Raw genomic sequence first — 18,415 nt, forward strand, 5'->3', positions numbered from 1 at the left:
TGCGTCAGATCGCGTACTCGCGGGGCCGGTAATCGGCGAGGTGGCGCTCGATATAGGCGTACGTGCGCGCGAGCCCCTCCTCGAGCGGCACGCGGGGCACGTAGCCGACGAGCTCCGCGGCGCGGCGGAAGTCGGCGAGCAGCACCATGACCTCGCTCGCGTCGGGGCGCACCCGGGCCTCGTCCGTCACGAGCTCCGCGCGCTTGCCGGTCACCTCGAAGATGAGCCGGACGAGATCGCCGATGGAGATGGCGCGCCCGCTCCCCACGTTGAGCGTCTGCCCCACGGCCCGCGCGCTCGAGCCCACGAGGAGGAAGCCCGCGACGGTGTCGGTCACGAAGTTGAGGTCCCGCACGGGCGCGGTGCTCCCGATGCGGATCGCGGCGCTCCCGGCGGCGAGCTGCTGCATGACGCTCGGGATGATCGCGCGCGACGACTGCCGCGGGCCGTAGGTGTTGAACGGCCGGATGGTCGCGACCTCGAGGCCGAAGGAGAGGTGGTAGCTCTCGGCGAGCTTGTCGGCGCCGATCTTTGTGGCGGAGTACGGGGACTGGCCGGTCAGGGGGTGGGCCTCGTCGATGGGCGTGTAGCGCGCGGTGCCGTAGGTCTCGCTCGTCGAGGTGTGGACCACGCGCGCGCCGTGCTCGCGCGCCGCCTCGAGGACGTTCAGCGTGCCCTGCACGTTCGTCGCCACGTACTGCTGCGGAGCCACGTACGAGTACGGGATCCCGATCAGGGCCGCGAGGTGGAACACGACGTCGGCGCCGCGCACGAGCGACCGGACCGCGCCCGCGTCCTCGACGTTGCCGGGGACGACCTCCACCTGCGCGAGGGCGTCCTCGGGGAGCCGGTCGAGGTGCCCGCGCCGCGAGCTCGACGTGTACCGGACGAGCGCCCGCACGCGCGCGCCCTCCCGGACCAGCGCCTCGACGAGGTGGCTGCCGATGAACCCGCCGGCGCCGGTCACGACGACGCGCTTGCCGCGATAGAAGCCTTCGCTCACGGCGCGTCCGTGGCCCCTGCGGGTGCGCGCGTCAAGCGCGTACCGAGGCGGCGCGCCGGTTCGCGCCCGGCGGCGCGGCGCGGCGGCCTGCGCGCCGCCGCCGGGCAGCACCGCCGCGGCGCGCCGCGCGGGGCTCGCCGCCCGGCGGGGCGGCCGCGATCACTGGATCTGGATCTGGTCGGTGGGCGTGTTGCCCGCCCCCTCGGTCGTGCCGAGCTCGCGGTGCACGCAGAGCCCCTGCTTGCAGTAGGACTGCGGCGGGCTCTTGCAGTCGACCTTCGGCTCCTCGCACTTGCCCGTCTTGTAGCTGTCCGCGATGGGCTTGATCTTGTCGAAGGTCGCATTGCTGATGGGCTTCGCGCAGCCCGGCCACTCGCTCTGGCGGCAGTCGGTGTCCGTGTTGCAGTGCTGCGCCTTGTTCACCATCTCGAAGGCGTCGCCGCGGAGCTTGTCGCACTCCTTCGGGTCCATCTTGCTCTCGCAACCGGCGAGCAGCGCGAGCAGGAGCAGGCCCCCGGCCAGGCGGAGCGGGGTTCGAGATCGGGAGGAGGCCGTTCCAGGCCGCCCCCTTCGAGAAGCACACGCGATCATTCAGGGTTCTCCCGGTCAAGATCGCCCTTCCGCGCCGGAAGGGGAGCGGCTTGCGCCGGGCCCCTTCGTATCACGGCTGGATTCGGACGCGCAGCTGGCGTAGCCCGTCGGCATGGATCGTCCTCTAGAAGGCTCCGGGGCCGGCGGCGCGGCGCACGGCGGCTCCGGCGCGGCTGGCCGGAGCTCCCTGCGGGTGCTCACCCTGAACATCTGGAACCGCCACGACCCCTGGGAGGCGCGCCTCGCCCTCATCCGGAAGGGGCTTCGCGAGCTCGATGCCGACGTGGTCGGGCTCCAGGAGGTGATGTCGTACGAGGGCCGGTCGCTGGTCGACGACATCGCCGAGGGGCTCGGCTACGAGATCGCGTTCGGCGCGGCGCACGACCTCGGCGGCGGCGTGCTCTTCGGCAACGCGGTGCTGTCGCGCTGGCCGATCGGGCGGAGCCAGGCGTTCCCCCTGCCCACGGGCGAGACCGACGAGAAGCGCTCGATCCTGCTCGCCGAGCTCGCGTCGCCGCGCGGCGTGATCCCGTTCTTCGTCACCCACCTGAACTGGAAGTTCCACCACGGCGTCGTGCGCGAGGCGCAGGTCGCGGCCGTGGCCGAGATCGTCATGCGCGAGGCGCCCCTGGCGGGCCTGCCGCCCATCGTGGTCGGCGACTTCAACGCGCAGCCCGAGGCCGCGGAGATCCGGTTCATGAAGGGGCTGCAGAGCCTGAACCAGAAGAGCGTGTACTTCGCCGACACCTTCGGTCAGACGGGCACGGGGCCCGGCTTCACCTTCGATCCCGTGCGGAACCCGTTCGCGGCCATCACCAACGAGTACCCGCGCCGCATCGACTACATCTTCGTCCGCGGGCCGGACGAGCAGGGCCGCGGCAAGCCGCTCGCGTCGCGGGTCGTCTTCGAGGAGCTCGAGGACGGCGTCGCCGCCTCGGATCACTACGGGGTGCTGTCGGAGATCTCGATCTAGCGCCGCGTGCGCCAGCGATCCCTGGCGGGATTTCCGGGTCACGGAGCGCGTCAGGGCCCGGGCTCCTCGAGGATGCCCTGTTCACGTGTACACTGGCGTCATGTCGTCCCCTCGAGGCCCGGGCGGCGGCCCGCCGAGCCCGCCCGACGCTCCCGGCGAGCGCTCGGCGCCCTCGCCCGCTCCCCCCGTGCGCGTCGGCCCGGTCGTGCCGGACGCGCTGTCGCTCATCGGCGGCACGCCGCTCGTCCGCCTCGCCCGGATCTCGCCCGAGGGGGGCGGCGTCATCTACGGCAAGCTCGAGTCGATGAACCCGGGCGGCAGCGTCAAGGACAGGGCCGCGCTCGGCATGGTGCTCTGCGCCGAGCGCGAGGGGGCCCTCGGGAGAGGGTCGACCATCGTCGAGGCGACGAGCGGCAACACCGGGATCAGCCTCGCGATGATCGCCGCCGTGCGCGGCTACCGCTGCGTGGTGGTCATGCCCGAGGACATGAGCGTCGAGCGCCGGCACATCCTCCGCGCGTACGGCGCCGAGATCGTCCTCACGCCCGAGGGCCAGGGCATGGCCGGCGCCGTCGCCCGCGCGGTCGAGATCTGCCAGGCGACCCCCGGCGCCTGGATGAGCCAGCAGTTCCAGAACCCGGCGAACCCCGGCGCGCACGCGCGCGCCACGGGCCTCGAGATCCTCGAGCAGACCGGCGGCGACATCGCGGCGTTCGTCGCCGGCGTGGGCACCGGCGGCACCCTGACCGGCTGCGGGCGCGTGCTCCGGGATCGGCTCGGCAGCGCGGTCCGCATCTGCGCCGTCGAGCCGGCGAAGAGCGCCGTGCTCTCGGGCCGCGGCCCCGGCGCCCACGGCATCCAGGGCCTCGGCCCCGGCTTCGTGCCGGCGATCCTCGAGCGCTCGCTGATCGACGAGATCCTCACCGTGACCGAGGCGGCCGCGTCCCGCATGGGGCGGCGGCTCGCCCGCGAGGAGGGCCTCCTCGTCGGGCCGAGCTCGGGCGCCAACGTCCACGCCGCCGTGGAGATCGCGCGCAAGGTGCACGGCACGATCGTGACCGTCCTGCCCGACTCGGGGGAGCGCTACCTGCTCTGAGCCGCGCCCGGCGCCGGCGCGCGCTGCGCGCCCGCGAGGCCCGCCCCCGCGGACGAGGAGCCCAGGCCAGAATCGGCGACGGCGCGGCGGCTCGCCGCCGCCGAGGCGCGCGCCGCCGCGGCGTGGGCGACGCCGTGGAGGACCTTGTCGACCATCGGCTCGTGCAGCGCGAGCAGCCGCCCCGGCGCGACGCCGAGCACCACGGTGAGCGCCACCGTCGCCAGCAAAAACGCCCGCTCGCGGAACAGGAGCGCCTCCACCGAGGCGCCCTGCAGGTGGCGCCGCAGCGGGCCGAGGAAGGCGCGCTGGAAGGCCCGGAACAGCGTGATCCCGTTGAGCGCCGCCGCCGTCAGCGCCAGCACCGAGAGCACGGGGTGGACGTGCAAAATGCCGTGCAGGAGCAGGTCCTCGCTCACGAACGAGAGCGCCCCCGGCATCCCGATCGCCGCGCACGCGAGCAGGAAGAAGAAGGCGGCCATGCGCGGCGTCCGGGCCACGAGGCCGCCGAGCGCCCGCGTGTCGGCCGTGCCGGCGCGCGCCTCCAGCGCTCCGATGACCATCCCGAGCCCGGTGAGCGCGATCGACGAGGCGACGCTCTGGAGGAGCGCGCCGCTCACGCTCTCCCGGCTCAGCGAGGCGAGCCCGAGGAGCACGAGCCCCTTCTGGCTCGCCACGAGGTAGCCGAGCATCCGGCGCAGATCGGTCTGGACGAGCGCGAGCACGGCGCCGTGCAGGGCGCTGACCAGGCCGAGGACGGCGAGGATGGGCATGCCCTCGGCGCAGCCCGCGGGCAGGAGCGCCGCCCCGACGCGCAGGAGCACGCAGACGCCGACCTGCATCTCGGCGAGCAGGACGGTGACGCCGAGCGGCCCGCGCTCGAGCAGCACGGGCAGCCAGCCGTGGAACGGCACGGCGGCCATGCGCATCAGCACGGCGATCCCGACGAGCGCGAAGAGCGGCGACTGCCACGCCTCGGGGACGCCGGCGCGGGCGATCTCCTCGATGTCGAACGGCAGGGCCGCGCCGCGGCGCGCGGCGAGCGCGGCCATCGCGCCGATCGCGAGGGCGAGCGGCGCCGTGCCGCCCAGCAGGAAGATGCGGCAGGTGCGCCGGAGGAGCGGGTCCAGGGCGCCGCCCTTCCTGGCGATCAGGCGCTCGATCGGCACGAGCGCGGCGATCCACGCCGCCGCGAGCACCGCGAGGTCGAGCGCGCAGAAGACGCCGAGGATGGCGCTCCCGGTGGCGAGCAGCGCGGTGGCGGCCGGCCGGTCGACCGCGGCGCGCGGGCCCGCGGCGACCAGGGCGAGCAGGACGAAGCCGAGCAGCGGGAGCAGGGCGATGGTGTAGCCGTCGACGCCGAGCCGGAGGCGCGCGCCGACGAGCGGCAGGGCGGGCCCCCCGGCGGCGAGCGCGACGCCGGCGCGCGAGAGCGCGAGCGGCGCGAGCGAGAGGAGCAGGGTGAGCGCCGCGCCGACGACGGCCGCGCGGCGCGCGCCCTCGTCGCTGCGCGCCCGGGAGGCGAAGAGCGCCGCGACCGCCGGCGTGAGGACGAGCGCCCCGAGGAGCGGAAAGGCGCTCACGTCCGCGCCCCCTTCCGGTCGCTCGCGGCGGGCTCGAAGGCCATCGCGCGCTCGGGTGCGCCGGGCGCGTGCGCGTCCGGCTCCCCCGGCTCGACGGCGGCGCGCTCGGGCCAGCCGCTCAGCGCCGCCACCCACCGCCGCTCGAGCCGGTCGAGCACGCGCCCGAGGCGCATCAGCGGCGCGGCGACGAGCCGCTCCTGCAGCGCCTCGAGGTGGAAGCGATCGAGCGCGAGCCAGTACGCGCGCCGCACGAGCGCCGCCGGCAGCACGCGGGCGGCGAGCCCGAGGGGCGGCAGCGGCTCGCCGGCGTGCGCGGCCCGGATCTCCTGCGCGTCGCGGAGCGCCGACGGGGCGCGCAGCATCTGGAGGCAGCGCAGGCACGCGTGCGCGAACAGGTGGACGAGCGCGAGCCAGTAGAGCCCGAGCCCGATCTCCACGAACATGAGCCCCACCTGCGTCATCGTCGCGTGCGCCAGGGCGCTCTTCACGTCGGCCTGCACGCGCCCCACCGTCGTGCCGTAGACGGCCGTCGCCGCCCCGACGCAGGCGATCACCGCGCTCGCGGCCGGCGAGCGCTGGAGCAGCGGGGCCACGCGCAGCATCAGGTACACCCCCGCGTGCACCGAGATCGCGCCGTAGAAGAGCGCGCTCGACGGCGTCGGCCCCTCCATGGCCCGCGGCAGCCAGCTCCCCAGCGGGAACTGCGCGCTCTTGCCCATGGCGGCGAGGAACAGGCACAGCGCGAGCGCCGTGGCCGCGCCGGGGCCGAGCGACGCCGCGGCCCCGGGCCAGGGGGCGCCGCCGAACACCTCGCCCCACTGCGAGGAGTGGGCGAGATCGTGCATGAGCACCGCGCCCCCGAGCAGCCCGACGTCGCAGAGCCGGTAGGTGATGTAGACGCGCACCGCGGCCCGCGGCGGCGCCTCGCGCTCGTGGAAGAAGGCCACGAGCAGCACGCTCGTCGCGCCGACGAGCTCCCAGCCGGCGAAGAGCAGGTCGACGGTGCCCGCCGACACGAGCGCCAGCATGCCCGTCGAGAACAGCGCGAGGAGCAGGAAGAACCGCGCGAACCCCGGCTCGCGGTGCAGGTACGCCACCGAGAACCGGCCGACCGTGAGCGCGATCAGCGAGACGAGCACCATCATCGTCGCCGACAGCCGATCGACGAGCAGGACGAGCTCGAACGCGTAGCTCCTGGTCGCGAACCAGTGGCCGAGCTTCACCGGGACGAACGCGTAGGGCGCCGCGACGGCCGAGCCCCAGATCGCCAGCGACGCCGCGAGCGAGACCGAGAGCGCGGACAGCACGGCGCGCGAGACGACGCGCTCGCTCGGCGTGCGGAGGAGCAGCAGGTAGGCCCCGAGCGCGGCGAAGGCCGCCGCCGGGGAGAGCACAGCGAGCGCGGCGAGCTCGCCGAGCAGCACATCAGACACCATGGTGGGCGACCTCGCGTGGCCGCGTGGACGCGGCGCGGATGAGCGCAGGCGGGACGAAGCCGGACCGCCCGGCGTACCAGTCGGCGGAGCGGTGGACCTCGGGCAAAGGGTCGTCCGGGGGCGAGAACGGCGCGAAGCCGTCCCCCGTGAAATGGGCGATCCGGCGCGTGTCCGGATCGACGCAGGCGAGCTGGATCCAGCCGTTGCAGATGAGCTCGCGGAGGGCCGGCTGCCGCGCGCAGAGCGCGGCGGCCGTCTCCGTGCTCGCCTCCACGACGACGAGCAGGCGCACCGGCTCGTGGATCTCGATCATCTGCTTCGGCAGCCCGGTGCGCAGGTCGCTCAGCGATCCCTCCATGACCCCGAGCAGCGAGACCAGGTTGTGCGGCAGCTTGGTGCCGGCGCCATAACGGCGGTTGTCGACGCAGGAGAAGTAGTACTCGAGGTTGATCCCCGCCCCGACCGGGCCGACCGCGAGCAGGATGCGCTCGAGGATCGCGCCGCTCGGGTCCTGGGTCGGGTCGTACGAGACGAGGAACGCCCTGCGATCCAGGAACAGCCCGCGGGTGAGCGCGCGGCGGCCGACCACGCAGACGGCGTTGGTCACGTGCCCGAGCTCGGGCCGGGCCTCGCTGAGGTCGGCGGCGCGCGACTCGACGTGCGCGAGCGCCCGCGCGGGGCCGCCCTCGGCCGGCGCCGACGCGAAGCGACGGCAGCGCTCGTGCGCGTGCAGCGCGCGCGCCGCGTCCAGGGCGCCGGAGAGCGCCGCGAGCTCGGCGCGGTGCGACGCCGGCGCGAGGTGCTGGTCGTAGAGGACGATCTCGTCCGTCGTCGTGTTGTTCATGCCGCCGACGAAGAAGGTCCCGTCCGGGATGTCGATCCCCCGGCCGCGGAGCAGGGCGCGGACCTCCGGGTCGTTCGCCATGGACGCGAACAGCCGCGCGTTCGGGCCGCCGTGACGGCCGCCGCAGGCGCCGCAGTCGTACGCCGACTGGTGCGGGTTGTTCACGCTGGTCGATCCGTGGCCGAGCACCGCCACGATCGGCGCGAAGCCGCGGGTGAGCCCCATGTTCTCCAGCGTGACGGCCACCCGGGCCGCCTTCTCGGCGGCGGTGAACGGCCGCGCCGCGCCGGCCGCGGCGGCGCCGGCCGCGGCGGAGCCCTCGTCGTGCGGGCTGAGGAGCCGCGTCGGCACGGCCGGGAGCAGGCGCCGCTCGAGCGCGCGGCGCAGCCGCGCCGTCGCCCGAGGGAACAGGATGCGTCCGACGAGCGGGATCGTGGAGAGCAGGCCGAGGGTCGGCGTGAGGAGCACGCCGCGCGCCAGGGTGCGCGAGCCGCGCCCGAGCGTGTGCAGGAGCCGCGCCCAGCGCCTGCGGCGGGCCTGCCGTCGGCGGCCCGCCTCCTCCTCGTGCGGCCGCTCGACGATCTCGTGCGCCGGCTCCACCCCGACCGGGCAGAGGCTCGCGTGGCCGGCGTCGTCGAGCCCGCGGTAGCGGATCGGCACGCCGAAGAACCCGGCCACGCCGAGGGTCTCGTGCCGCGGAGAGAGCTCCTCGAAATGGCGCCGGAGCCCCTCGCAGCGATCGTCGATGCAGAAGGCGACCTGGAAGCGGGGCTCCTTCACCGCGCGCTCCTCCTCCGGGCGGCGCAGGCTCACGGCGATCCCGTGCAGCGCCTCGACCCGGTGGTGATGCTCGTAGGCCTCGTGCAGGACGCGGCGCCGCGCGATCGCGTCGAACGCCTCGAGCGCCGACAGCGCCCAGACGCGATCGTCCACGGGCAGCGGCGCGATCTCGGCGGCCGACAGGCCGGCGAGCTGCGCGAGCTGAAACAGGCGGAACGGCCGATCGTGGTCGGGCGAGCAGGGCGGCGGCGCCGGCGGCCGCGCGGCGCGCCGGGCGTGCTCGACGAGCCCGGCGAGGGGCCCCGCGTACCCGAGCCGCCGGCGCGCGACGTCGCGCAGCGCGTACCGGGCGAGGGTCAGGCGGACGGCGAGGTACTCGATCAGCGACGCGGGCGGCGATCCCGGCGGACGATCGCTCGGGGTGTGCTCGAGGCGGTGGATCATGCCGGCCCAGCCCGGGAGCTCGAGCAGCACGCGGGTCACGTATCCCTCCCAGCGATCCTCGGGCACCCCGAGCTCGTCGAGGGCGCGGACCGCGATCGCGGGCGGCGGGAGCCCTGCCGCGTCGAGCTGGCGGAGCTCCTCGTCGAGCCCCCGGAAGGCCGGGGCAGCGAGCCGCGCGCCCTCGAGCGCCATGTCGCGGAAGCAGCGCCACAGCCCCTGCGCTCGATCGGGCATCGCCCAGTGCGCGACGCCCTCGTCGAGGTAAGCGGCGAGGAGCCGGATCAAGAGCGGATCGACGAGCTCGGCCGGATCCTCGCCGGCCAGCGCGAGCAGCAGATCGCGGTGCGACCGGCCTTCGCCCACGCGGTCGACGAGCGGCGGCTCCGCGGGCGGGGCGGGCGGCAGCTGCACGGCGCGGCACGCGTCCCAGAGCGCGAGCGCGGCGCGCGACTCCGGATCGAGGCCGCCCTGGTCGCGGAGGCGCGCCGCGGTCTCGGGGCGCGCCTCGAGCCAGCGCTCCGTGCTCTCCAGGATGCGCCAGCGCCGCTCGGCGGGGACGTCGGCCCGGAGCCGCCGCGTCTCTCCCGCCTCGGCAATGCGCCACGCGAGGCCCGCCGCGGTCTCCGCCTCGATCGGATAGCGCAGCGCGATCCGCTCGATCTCGTGCCGGGACAGCGGGCCTCGCCGCTCGTCCGGGAGCGCGGCGAAGCGCGCGGCGAGGGCCGCCTCGAGGTCCGCGCCCCCGATCCGCCCCGAGGCGATGTGCGCGCGATAATCCGTCTCCGAGAGGTACGGCTCGGCCTCGAAGATGGCGCTCGCCGCGGCGAGCGCGTCGTGGAACGGCAGGTGCTGGAAGGCGTGCAGCGTGTTGTGGTGGACGAACACGCCGATGGGCCCCTGCGCTGGCAGGAAGTGCCCGGCGTGCTCGACCACGTCGCAGAGGCGCGCCTGTCGCGCGGCGCTCGCGCGGAGATCCTGAGAGAGCTCGCTGTCCATGGCGATCCCGGAGATAAGGTGGTTCCTGGGGCGTCACCCGCGACGCGCGGCCGCGGCGGCCGTGCATCGCCTCGGCTCAGCGCTGGGCGACGGGGCTGATGATGGTCCTCTTCCTCGCCGAGAGCGGATGGGACGACAGCTGGAAGTGATCGCCGAGCCCCGAGAGGGTCAATGTCCGCCCGTCTCGCTTCATCACGGCCTCCAGCTCGTGCAGGTTGGACATGACCGTGTGATCGACGAGGCGGGCCTCGGCGAAGTCGATCTCGATGCTGGAGGCGCTCGCGTGGTTCGCGAGCTTCCGCTGGATGCTGAGATAGTTGCTGAAGACCGCTGCGTGCTTGACGCGCAGCACGACGCGCCCTCCCTCGGCGCGCTCCTCCACGTCCGGCCGGAAGAGGACGCGCAGCGGCGCGCCGTTGATCACGTGGATGAGCATCTTCACGACGACGCCGGCCGCGACCCCGACGAGCAGATCGGAGGCGATGCAGAACGCGGCCGTGGTGCCGAAGATGATGAGCTGCTCCCTGCCGATGCGGAGCGTCCTCACGAACTCCTTGGGGGACGCGAGGCGGGTGCCCGTGAACGTGAGCATGGCGGCGAGCGCGGCGAGGGGGATCCGGTGGATCAGCCCCGGCGCGAAGGCGACGAAGAGCAGGAGGAAGGTGCCGTGGAAGAAGTTCGACAGGCGGCTCTTCGCGCCGTAGCCGATGTTGGCGGAGCTGCGGACGATCTCGGAGATCATCGGCAGCCCGCCGAGCAGGCCCGCGATGAGGTTGCCGACGCCCGTGGCGAGCAGGTCCCGGTCGAGATCGGAGCGGCGCTTCGCGGGATCGAGCGAATCGACGGCCTTCGCCGACAGCAGCGACTCGATGCTGCCCACCAGCGAGAACATCACGATGTATTTGATCGACGCGGGCGTGCCGACGTGGCTGAAGTCGGGGAAGACGATCGCCTGGAGGAGGTTGCCCGGCAGGTTGACCAGAAAATTCGGCCCGATCGCGTACGTCGTGTGGGTCGCCGCGAGCGTGTAGGTGTGCTCGTGCTCGAGATCGAAGAGGTACGCGAGCGGCACGGACAGCGCCAGCACCAGCATCGGCGCAGGGATCTTCTGCAGAAAGCGCGATCTCTTGGCGATCGCCGGATAGCCGAAGAGGATGATCAGCGAGAGGACGCCGATCAGGGCGATCTCGGGGTTCAGCCGGGACAGGCTGCGCGGGATCTCCAGGATCAGGTGGAACGGCTCTTTCGCCGCGGGCGTGACGCCGACGAGCGTGTGGATCTGTTTCGAGCAGATGATGATCCCGATGGCCGCCAGCATGCCGTGCACCACCGAGACGGGGAAGAAGTCGCCGAGCTTGCCGGCGCGCGCCAGCGCGAAGGCGATCTGTGTCAGCGCGGCGACAGCGATGCACGCGAGCGCGCGGCGGTATCCGACCGCGTTGTCGCCGCCGCCGAGCTCCTGCACGGCGCCCAGGGCGATGACGATGAGGCCCGCCGCCGGTCCCTTGATGGTCAGCGGCGCGCTGCCGAGCCAGGTGGCGACCATCCCGCCGACGACGGCGGTGAGCACGCCGGCGATGGGCGGGAACCCGCTCGCCATGGCGATGCCGAGGCAGAGCGGCAGGGCGATCAGGAAGACGAGGAAGCCTGAGACGAGGTCGTTCTTCCACGAGGCGGACGCGGGCGCCTGCGCCGGCGCGCCTGAAGAAATCATCGGGTTGGACATGGGGTGGTCGGCCCTCGGAGACGCGGGCACCCTGTGGGCCCGCTGTTCGTCAGAACACGCCCCAGGACGGGACCACTCGCCCCCGGGTTCCCGACGGGGGTGACGATTTCATGCGATGTGCAGGAACCTGCGCGGGGGCCCGTTCCGTCCTAGGGGGCGTCGATGTACAGCGCTCCCCTGCTCGAGGCGCCGCTGCTCGCCCCGCCGTGGCGCGAGCGGCGGGCTCTTCCCCGCCGTCCATTCCACGCTAGAGTTCCGGGCCTCGACGCTCCAGGCGCTCGAACGGCCCTCATGACCGAATCGCGACCCCTCCTCGGCGAATCGCGCGCGCAGTTCGAGTCGGCCGTGCGCCCGGTGCTCCCGCGCCTCTACCGATTTTGCATTTCCCTCTGCGGCGCCCGGGATCAGGCGGACGATCTGTTCCAGAATGCGTTGCTCAAGGCGTACCTGAACGCGGCGTCGTTCGAGGGGCGCGCGGATCTCGGGGTGTGGCTCTGCGGGATCGCTCGGCACGAGTACCTGGAGGCCTACCGGACCGAGGCGCGGCGCCGCGGCCTGCTCGAGCGGCTCGTCGACGTATGCACCGACGCGCTCGGCATCCTGCCTCGCGCCGATGCTTCGAGCCCGGAGGCGGCCGCGATCCTGAGCCAGGACACGGAGGTGCTCCTCGCGTGCCTTCAGGAGCTGCCCGAGGAATTCCGCACCGTGGTGGTGCTATGCGACATCGAGGAGCTCGGTTATGACAGTGTGGCCGAGCTCCTCGGAATCCCCAAGGGGACGGCGAAGAGCCGCCACGCCCGGGGGCGCGCGCGGCTGCGCGATGCATACGAGCGCGTGGCGGCCCAACTCGTCGTCGCGGCGCGAGAGGGGTCGACGTGAGCGGACAGGACCACGATGTGCCTCCGATTCCGCAGGATCTCGCGGCGAGCATGCGGGCGCTGCGCGCGATGGGCCCTTCCGAGGCGCTCGTCGAGCGCGCGCTCGGCAAGCTCCCCGAGCGGCCGGAGCGCCCGGCGGCGGAGGGCGGCAAGCGATCGCAGCGGGCGCGGAGCCCCTGGCGATGGGGAGCGATCATCGCGGCGCCGGCGCTCGCCGCGCTGGCGGTCGCCGTCGTTCTGGCGGGCGGCGGGGGCGGCGTGAGCTCTCCCGCGATCGAGCGCTCCGAGGAGCGCGCCGTCGCGTTGCCGGACGACGGTCACGCGTGGATGCACCTCGATCTGTGGACGCACCGCCACGCCGAGGAGCCGGCGGTGGTTCACCTCGAGGTCCCGGAGCACGTGCGCGTGCGGCTGCCCGACGGCGAGGGCGGGGCGCTGGAGGAGCACTGCCAGCAGGAGCGCTGCTCGCATCGGCTCACGCGCTACCGCGGCGACGCGCCGCTCAGCGTGGCGGTCGCCCAGCCGGGCCGTTACGAGATCCACGTCCTTCACGAGTCGAACGAGGCGCGCGTGCGGGAGCGCTTCGTGCTGACCGCGGTGCGTGACTGAGCCCGGGCGCGCCCGAGAGCCTGCTCGCGCAGGCTCCGCGCCGTCGGGGTTGAGCTCGACGGCTTGTGGGAGCGTGTTTGTGCGGCCGCCGCGCGACCGCCGCCCGACCGGGGTTGAGCTCGACGCCAACGGCCGCCGCCCGACCGGCCGCCGCCGCCCGACCGGGGTTGGGCTCGACGCCCATGGCCGCCCGACCGGGGTTGCGCCGCCGCCCGACCGGCCGCCGCCCGACCGGGGTTGGGCTCGACGCCCATGGCCGCCGCCCGACCGGGGTTGAGCTCGCCCCCGCCCGACCGAGGTTGAGCTCGACGGCGCTGAGCTCGACGCCGCGCTCAGGTCCGCTGCTCGCCGCGCTTGGCCTCGTCCCAGTAGCCGTCGAGCTCTTCCAGCGTCAGGGTGTCGTCCGACGCCTTGGCGGGCCAGCCGCCGTGCCGCTCGATGACCCGCCGCTCGACGTGCTCGAAGCGCCGGGTGAACTTGTCGATCGTGCGGCGCAGCGCCCCCTCCGCGTCGACGCCGGCGTGGCGCGCCAGGTTCCCGAGCGCGAAGAGCACGTCGCCGAGCTCCTCCTCGACGGCGGCGGGGTCGCCGCTTTCGAAGGCCCGGTCCAGCTCTCCGAGCTCCTCCTCGACCTTCGCGCGCGAGCCCCGCGCGTCGGGCCAGTCGAAGCCGACGCGCGCGACCTTCTCGCCGACCCGCTGCGCCCGGGTCAGCGCCGGCAAGCTGCGGGGAACGCCGCCGAGCACCCCGCGATCCTTGCCCTGCCGGGCCCGCTCCGCCGCCTTGATGCGCTCCCAGTTCTGAAGCACCTCGTCCGCGTTCTCGGCGCTCTCGTCCGCGAACACGTGGGGGTGGCGCCGCACGAGCTTCTCGCAGATCGCGGCGACTACATCGTCGGGGCCGAACGCCCCCTCGGCCCGGGCGAGCTCAGCCTGGAAGACGACCTGGAGCAGGAGATCCCCGAGCTCGGCGCACAGCTCCTTGCGGTCGCCGCCGTCGATGGCATCGATGACCTCGCAGGCCTCCTCGAGCACGTAGCGCCGCAGCGTCGCGAAGCTCTGCTCGCGGTCCCACGGGCATCCATCGGGCGCAAGGAGCCGCTGCATCAGCTCGACGAGGCGCGGAAACGTACGGCCGGCCTGCTCCGGAAGCGGCGGCGCCTCCACAGGATCGAAGGGGCGAGGCATGCAATGCTACTAGCGCAAACCGCCCCCGCCGCGAAAGAGCAGGCGAAGCGATGCTACGCAATGCGTCATTGTGGATTCGCGGGCGGTGCTGTGAGAAAAGTACAGACGTCGTCGAGGTTTCGGCGGCGAGGACGACCATGAAGAGCGCAGGCTATGTGGTGCTGTTCACGATCGCCGGGTGCTCGCAGGGGGTGTGTCGGAGTGTCGGGAGCGCTCTGGGCCCGGCGCCGAGTCCGGCGGCCTCTGCGGTGGGGACCGTGGGGGTGCCGACGGAGGTGCCGACCGTGGTTGAGGTCCAGGCGGCCGATGGGGGGGAGAGGGAAGCGGTTGACGAGCAGATTGCCCCGTTGCGCAAGGGTGGGCGCCACCTCATCGCAGAGCCCCCCAACGACGCGGAAGAGGCCGCTTACATCATGTGGATCGCAGCGGCGGGGGTCGCCGCCCAGAGCCGGCAGCCACCTCCGGCGGCCCCACCCGGGTTCGCGCTGCGGGCGGTCCCCGGGCGCGACCTCTGGGTGCTATCCGAGGACGACTCGCGCCGTCGGGGCGCGGCCGCGGTGGTGCTGCGCACAGGAGCAGCAGCGCCGCTCATCGTGGAGGCGCCGCACACCTTCTTCGACCAGGGGACGCTGCCCATCGCGCTCGCCATCTTCGAGGCGCAGCGAGCGCGGGCGCTGATCGTCAACACGTCGCACCGGTACGGCGGCGGCCCTAAGCCAAGCAACGCCGTCGGAGACGACGAAGGCGAAGGAACGGGCGGCGCCAGCGCGGATGAGGCGGCCGCCGAAACGCAGGCAACGGGGGACGGCGCTCGGACGGCGGGCAGCGGGCGGGCCGGGTCCGGCGTCACAGGCGCGGGCGGCGGCGATGGCGTCCAGGGCGCAGGCGGCGGCGCGCGGGGGGACATCGTTGCCGCCCGCGGGCGGCCGGCTGCGACGCTTGCCTTCGCAGACGTGGCGCATGCCGAGCGCTCGTTTTTCCTGTCGGCCCACCGGGCGCTGCTCCAGAGCTTCCCCGGCGTGCCGGCGGTGCAACTGCACGGTTTTCAGGACAGCTCGGCGCCAGACGCCGCCGCCATCGCAAGCGCCGTAGGGCACGGCGCCAACCTTGAGCGGCTGCTCGCCCCGTTGCGGGCGGTCGTCAGTGACGGGAAGGTCCTCGCCTACCCCGCCGACATCAAGAAGCTCGGCGGTGCCACCAACGTGCAGGCTCGGTGGTCGCGCCAGATGGGCGCGCCATTCTACCACCTCGAGCTGTCGCGAGCGTTGCGCGACAAGCTGCTCACGGACGAGGATTTGCGGCGCCGCTTCGCGGCGGCCTTCGCGGGCCTCGTGGCCGGAAAAGGCCAGGAGGAAACCCGACCCGGGTTGTCGCAGGAGGAAACCCGACCCGGGTTGTCGCCGTAATGGTCTTCCCGCTGATCGGGTCATTGGTTTCCAACCTGGGTTGGGTTCGTGAGTTCAACCTGGGCCGGGTTGGTAGCTGCTTGGGTCCACAGTCATATCGCGGAAACGGCGCCCGTCACGCTGGCGCCGTGAAACGTATACATCCACCACGTTCCTGCAGGGAATAAAACGCTGCGTACGCCGGCGCGCCATCGCTCGAGCGCCGCGCGGTATGACGCGCGAAATGCCCGCACAGCTGCACCTGCCATTCGCCATGCATCACCCTGCTCACGACCGACCGCAAAAGTAGGATTGCGTTCGCGTAGCGCTTCGAAGCTTGTAGCACGTACGTAAGGGGAAATCTTACGGGCTCGCTCCGCCCCCAGAAACTTACGGCCAAGCTGCTGCATCTGCGCATGAGCCTGCGCCTCCTGCTGCTTGAGCTCGGCGGCGACCTGTTGACGAAAGCCCTCCGCGTCGTGCTCGATCGACGGCGGCAACGAGAGCGGAAGCGTCACTTCCTCGGGCCAATGCGGGTTTTCCGGATCGAGATACGCGGAGGGGCGCGTCGCGCTCAGCACGCCTCGGCCGATCTCGTCCACCTCCACCTTGGCGCCCGGCCACTCACGCGCATGCCGTACGAGGCCAGCAGCCACCGGATTGGCGAGGACGTAGGCGATCTTCTCCACCACCGCCGCGGGCGTCAGCAGCCGCACCACGCTCGGGGCCTCGTGGTCCCACACTGGTCCTTCCCATGCGCGGATCACCTTCGTCCCGAGCGCGACGATGCGATGATAGAACTGCAGGAAGCGCGGTAATACGCCCGTCACGTCGGTCACGATCAAGTGTAGATGCGTCGACATCGCGCAGAGCGCATGGACCTGGACGCCGTAACGGCGGGCGGAGATCGCTAGGGCATAGATCAGAAGCTGATTGATGACCGCATCAGGTCGGAGGAGCAGGTGCCGACGCACGATGCGACGGGTGATCAGATACGTCGCGCCAGGAGCGATCTCGCGAGGCTGGCTCATGGTCATCGCACAAAACAAACGTCGTGCCAGGATCGTGATGAATGATTTCGATGAGTTACCACCCTCTCAGGGGTGGCGGCTGCGTTCCGCGGGTGGCGGCCGCCAGGTCCCGCGCGGTGACCTCAACCTGGGTCGCGTCTCCAACCTCAACGTGGGTCACCGCCGGTGACCTCAACCTGGGTCGCGTCTCCAACCTCAACGTGGGCCGGATCGCTGGTCGCTGGTCGCTCAACCCCGGTCCGAGGTCCCCGCAACCCGGGTCCGAGGTCCCCGCAACCCGGGTCGGGTCACTGGGCCCCGCAACCCGGGTCTCCCCGCAACCCGGGTCAGGTCGCGCCAACCCAACCCGGGTCGGGTCGCCGCCAACCCGGGTCGGGTCGCCGCGGGTCGCCAACCCGGGTCGGGTCGCCAACCCGGGTCGGGTCGCCCCAACCCGGGTCGGGTCGCCCCAACCCGGGTCGGGTCGCCCCAACCCGGGTCGGGTCGCCCTACCGCCAACCCGGGTCGGGTCGCCCTACCGCGCGCCAACCCGGGTCGGGTCGCCCTACCGCGCGCCGCCCCCGTCTTCCGGCGCCGCCGCCCCCTCACCCACGCTCCACGACGGCCGGCCGTTGAGCTCCTCGACGTCGGTTCCGACCATCCTCGTGTAGCCGCGGCTCATCTCCTCCAGCTCCTCGCCGCTCAGCACGTCCTCGATCCGCGCAAAACCCGCGGGCGCCCGCTGCTCCACCAGCGCGATGACCCGCTCGGCGCCCATCGCCCGGTTCGCGAGGACGAGCGCGCTCGTGGGTGGCCGGCGCGCGGCCTCATACGCGGACAGCGCCGCTTCCGGATCGCTCGCCCGGGCGAGGTGCCAGGCCAGCACGCGCGCGTCGAGGATCGCCTGGGAAGCCCCGTTGGAGCCGACCGGGAACATCGGATGAGCGGCGTCGCCGAGCAGGGTGACCCGGCCAGCGCCCCACCACGGCAGCGGGTCGCGATCGACCATGGGATATTCGAACAGGACCGGCGCCGCGGCGATGAGCGCCGGGACGTCGAGCCAAGAGAAGCGCCACGCGGCGAAATGGGGCAGCACGTCCTCCAGACGACCTCGCCGGTCCCAACTCGCGGGCGCGACGGTCGCCCCCTCATGCAAGCGCACCTCCGCCACCCAGTTGACCGCGGCCCGGCCGCGGAGCTCCGCGCCACGCGAGATCGGATATGCGACGAACTTTGCGGCCCGGTTGCTGCCCGCCATGATCATGCTGCGCCCCGTGAGGAACGGCTCGGCCTCGGTCACGCCCCTCCACATGTGAATGCCGTTCCACCGCGGCGGCCCCTCCGCCGGGTGAAGCTGCGCGCGAACCGCCGAGTGAATGCCGTCCGCCCCGACGAGCACGTCCGCGGAGACCACCTCGAGCTCGCCGCTCCGCCGATCCCGCAGCGAGACCCGTACCTCCGCCCCCGTCTGCTCGAACCGCTCGACCGCGAGCCCGGTGCGCACGCCGGCGTCCCCGAGCCGCTGCCGCGCCGCCGCGAGCAGGATCGCCTGGAGCTCGCCGCGGTGGATCGAGATCTGAGGCCAGCGATACCCGGCGGCAATGCCCCGCGGCTGGGCCCAGATCCGGCCGCCGAACCGATCGTAATGCACCAGCTCGGCCGTGGGGATCCCCGTCGCCGCCAGCGCGTCCGCGAGGCCCAGCTCGGCCAGCTCTCGCACCGCATGCGGGAGCAGGTTGATGCCGACGCCCAGCGGCTTGATCTCGCGCGCTGCCTCGACGACGAACGCCTCCACGCCGGCCGATTGCAGGCTCAATGCCGCCGTCAGACCGCCGATCCCGCCGCCGGCAATCAAGACACGCATGGCGCCACGGTCG

Annotated in this window: 14 protein-coding genes; 5 read left to right on the plus strand and 9 right to left on the minus strand. The window is 73.1% G+C overall.

Going from position 1 to position 18,415, the window contains the following annotated elements:
* Positions 1-4: 4 nt before the first annotated feature.
* The gene (locus WMF33_RS28420; RefSeq protein ID WP_437331565.1) at positions 5-1,003 is read right to left on the minus strand and encodes an SDR family NAD(P)-dependent oxidoreductase; all 999 of its coding nucleotides are present in this window, start codon (positions 1,001-1,003) and stop codon (positions 5-7) included.
* A gap of 159 nt (positions 1,004-1,162) precedes the next feature.
* On the minus strand, positions 1,163-1,474 hold the full coding sequence (locus tag WMF33_RS28425) for a hypothetical protein (RefSeq protein ID WP_061629256.1): 312 nt from the start codon (positions 1,472-1,474) through the stop codon (positions 1,163-1,165).
* A gap of 232 nt (positions 1,475-1,706) precedes the next feature.
* On the opposite strand from WMF33_RS28425, the gene WMF33_RS28430 reads away from it, so the two are divergent.
* Positions 1,707-2,567, plus strand: a complete 861-nt coding sequence (locus tag WMF33_RS28430; protein ID WP_437331566.1) for an endonuclease/exonuclease/phosphatase family protein — start codon at positions 1,707-1,709, stop codon at positions 2,565-2,567.
* Between the two features lie 205 nt (positions 2,568-2,772).
* On the plus strand, positions 2,773-3,663 hold the full coding sequence (gene cysK / locus WMF33_RS28435) for a cysteine synthase A (protein ID WP_437339527.1): 891 nt from the start codon (positions 2,773-2,775) through the stop codon (positions 3,661-3,663).
* Here the strand turns inward: cysK and WMF33_RS28440 are convergent.
* From WMF33_RS28440 to WMF33_RS28455, 4 genes are all read right to left on the minus strand, one after another.
* The gene (locus WMF33_RS28440; RefSeq protein WP_437331567.1) at positions 3,651-5,243 is read right to left on the minus strand and encodes a complex I subunit 4 family protein; all 1,593 of its coding nucleotides are present in this window, start codon (positions 5,241-5,243) and stop codon (positions 3,651-3,653) included. The genes cysK and WMF33_RS28440 overlap by 13 nt on opposite strands.
* Positions 5,240-6,679 (minus strand): proton-conducting transporter transmembrane domain-containing protein, encoded by a 1,440-nt coding sequence (locus tag WMF33_RS28445; RefSeq protein WP_437331568.1) that lies wholly within the window; start codon positions 6,677-6,679, stop codon positions 5,240-5,242. Before WMF33_RS28445 ends, WMF33_RS28440 begins: the two co-directional genes overlap by 4 nt.
* Positions 6,669-9,743, minus strand: coding sequence for a YbcC family protein (locus tag WMF33_RS28450; protein ID WP_437331569.1), 3,075 nt, complete (start codon positions 9,741-9,743; stop codon positions 6,669-6,671). The genes WMF33_RS28445 and WMF33_RS28450 overlap by 11 nt, the downstream gene beginning before the upstream one ends.
* Before the next feature lie 76 nt (positions 9,744-9,819).
* Positions 9,820-11,469, minus strand: a complete 1,650-nt coding sequence (locus WMF33_RS28455) for a SulP family inorganic anion transporter (RefSeq protein WP_437331570.1) — start codon at positions 11,467-11,469, stop codon at positions 9,820-9,822.
* A gap of 291 nt (positions 11,470-11,760) precedes the next feature.
* Between WMF33_RS28455 and WMF33_RS28460 the strand changes: the two genes are divergently transcribed.
* Both WMF33_RS28460 and WMF33_RS28465 read left to right on the plus strand, forming a co-directional pair.
* Positions 11,761-12,348 carry an RNA polymerase sigma factor gene (locus tag WMF33_RS28460; RefSeq protein WP_061626908.1) on the plus strand — a complete coding sequence of 196 codons (588 nt, stop codon included), beginning with the start codon at positions 11,761-11,763 and terminating at the stop codon, positions 12,346-12,348.
* A gap of 17 nt (positions 12,349-12,365) precedes the next feature.
* Positions 12,366-12,956: a hypothetical protein gene (locus tag WMF33_RS28465; RefSeq protein ID WP_437331571.1), complete on the plus strand. Its 591-nt coding sequence runs from the start codon at positions 12,366-12,368 to the stop codon at positions 12,954-12,956.
* Positions 12,957-13,288: 332 nt separating this feature from the next.
* Here the strand turns inward: WMF33_RS28465 and mazG are convergent, their stop codons facing one another.
* Complete coding sequence (mazG, locus tag WMF33_RS28470; RefSeq protein WP_437331572.1) at positions 13,289-14,143, minus strand: nucleoside triphosphate pyrophosphohydrolase; 855 nt, start codon at positions 14,141-14,143, stop codon at positions 13,289-13,291.
* A 284-nt stretch (positions 14,144-14,427) separates the two neighbouring features.
* Here mazG and WMF33_RS28475 point away from each other — a divergent pair, with 284 nt between their 5' ends.
* A complete protein-coding gene (locus tag WMF33_RS28475) occupies positions 14,428-15,549 on the plus strand; it encodes a hypothetical protein (RefSeq protein ID WP_437331573.1) in 1,122 nt (373 codons plus the stop codon).
* A gap of 92 nt (positions 15,550-15,641) precedes the next feature.
* Here the strand turns inward: WMF33_RS28475 and WMF33_RS28480 are convergent, their stop codons facing one another.
* Both WMF33_RS28480 and WMF33_RS28485 read right to left on the minus strand, forming a co-directional pair.
* Positions 15,642-16,559, minus strand: a complete 918-nt coding sequence (locus WMF33_RS28480; RefSeq protein ID WP_437339528.1) for a transposase — start codon at positions 16,557-16,559, stop codon at positions 15,642-15,644.
* 544 nt (positions 16,560-17,103) lie between these two features.
* Positions 17,104-18,402 (minus strand): flavin-dependent oxidoreductase, encoded by a 1,299-nt coding sequence (locus WMF33_RS28485; RefSeq protein WP_437331574.1) that lies wholly within the window; start codon positions 18,400-18,402, stop codon positions 17,104-17,106.
* Positions 18,403-18,415 lie beyond the last annotated feature (13 nt).

Source organism: Sorangium sp. So ce394 (assembly GCF_051474665.1).
GTDB classification, from domain to species: domain Bacteria; phylum Myxococcota_A; class Polyangia; order Polyangiales; family Polyangiaceae; genus Sorangium; species Sorangium cellulosum_D.

What these genes read in the sequence shown, in the direction of transcription:
- WMF33_RS28425 (WP_061629256.1), bottom strand. Translation starts at nt 1,474, where the DNA reads ATGGACCCGAAGGAGTGCGACAAGCTCCGCGGCGACGCCTTCGAGATG.
- WMF33_RS28430 (WP_437331566.1), top strand. Translation starts at nt 1,707, where the DNA reads ATGGATCGTCCTCTAGAAGGCTCCGGGGCCGGCGGCGCGGCGCACGGC.
- WMF33_RS28445 (WP_437331568.1), bottom strand. Translation starts at nt 6,679, where the DNA reads ATGGTGTCTGATGTGCTGCTCGGCGAGCTCGCCGCGCTCGCTGTGCTC.
- WMF33_RS28450 (WP_437331569.1), bottom strand. Translation starts at nt 9,743, where the DNA reads ATGGACAGCGAGCTCTCTCAGGATCTCCGCGCGAGCGCCGCGCGACAG.
- WMF33_RS28455 (WP_437331570.1), bottom strand. Translation starts at nt 11,469, where the DNA reads ATGTCCAACCCGATGATTTCTTCAGGCGCGCCGGCGCAGGCGCCCGCG.
- WMF33_RS28460 (WP_061626908.1), top strand. Translation starts at nt 11,761, where the DNA reads ATGACCGAATCGCGACCCCTCCTCGGCGAATCGCGCGCGCAGTTCGAG.
- mazG (WP_437331572.1), bottom strand. Translation starts at nt 14,143, where the DNA reads ATGCCTCGCCCCTTCGATCCTGTGGAGGCGCCGCCGCTTCCGGAGCAG.
- WMF33_RS28480 (WP_437339528.1), bottom strand. Translation starts at nt 16,559, where the DNA reads ATGAGCCAGCCTCGCGAGATCGCTCCTGGCGCGACGTATCTGATCACC.
- WMF33_RS28485 (WP_437331574.1), bottom strand. Translation starts at nt 18,402, where the DNA reads ATGCGTGTCTTGATTGCCGGCGGCGGGATCGGCGGTCTGACGGCGGCA.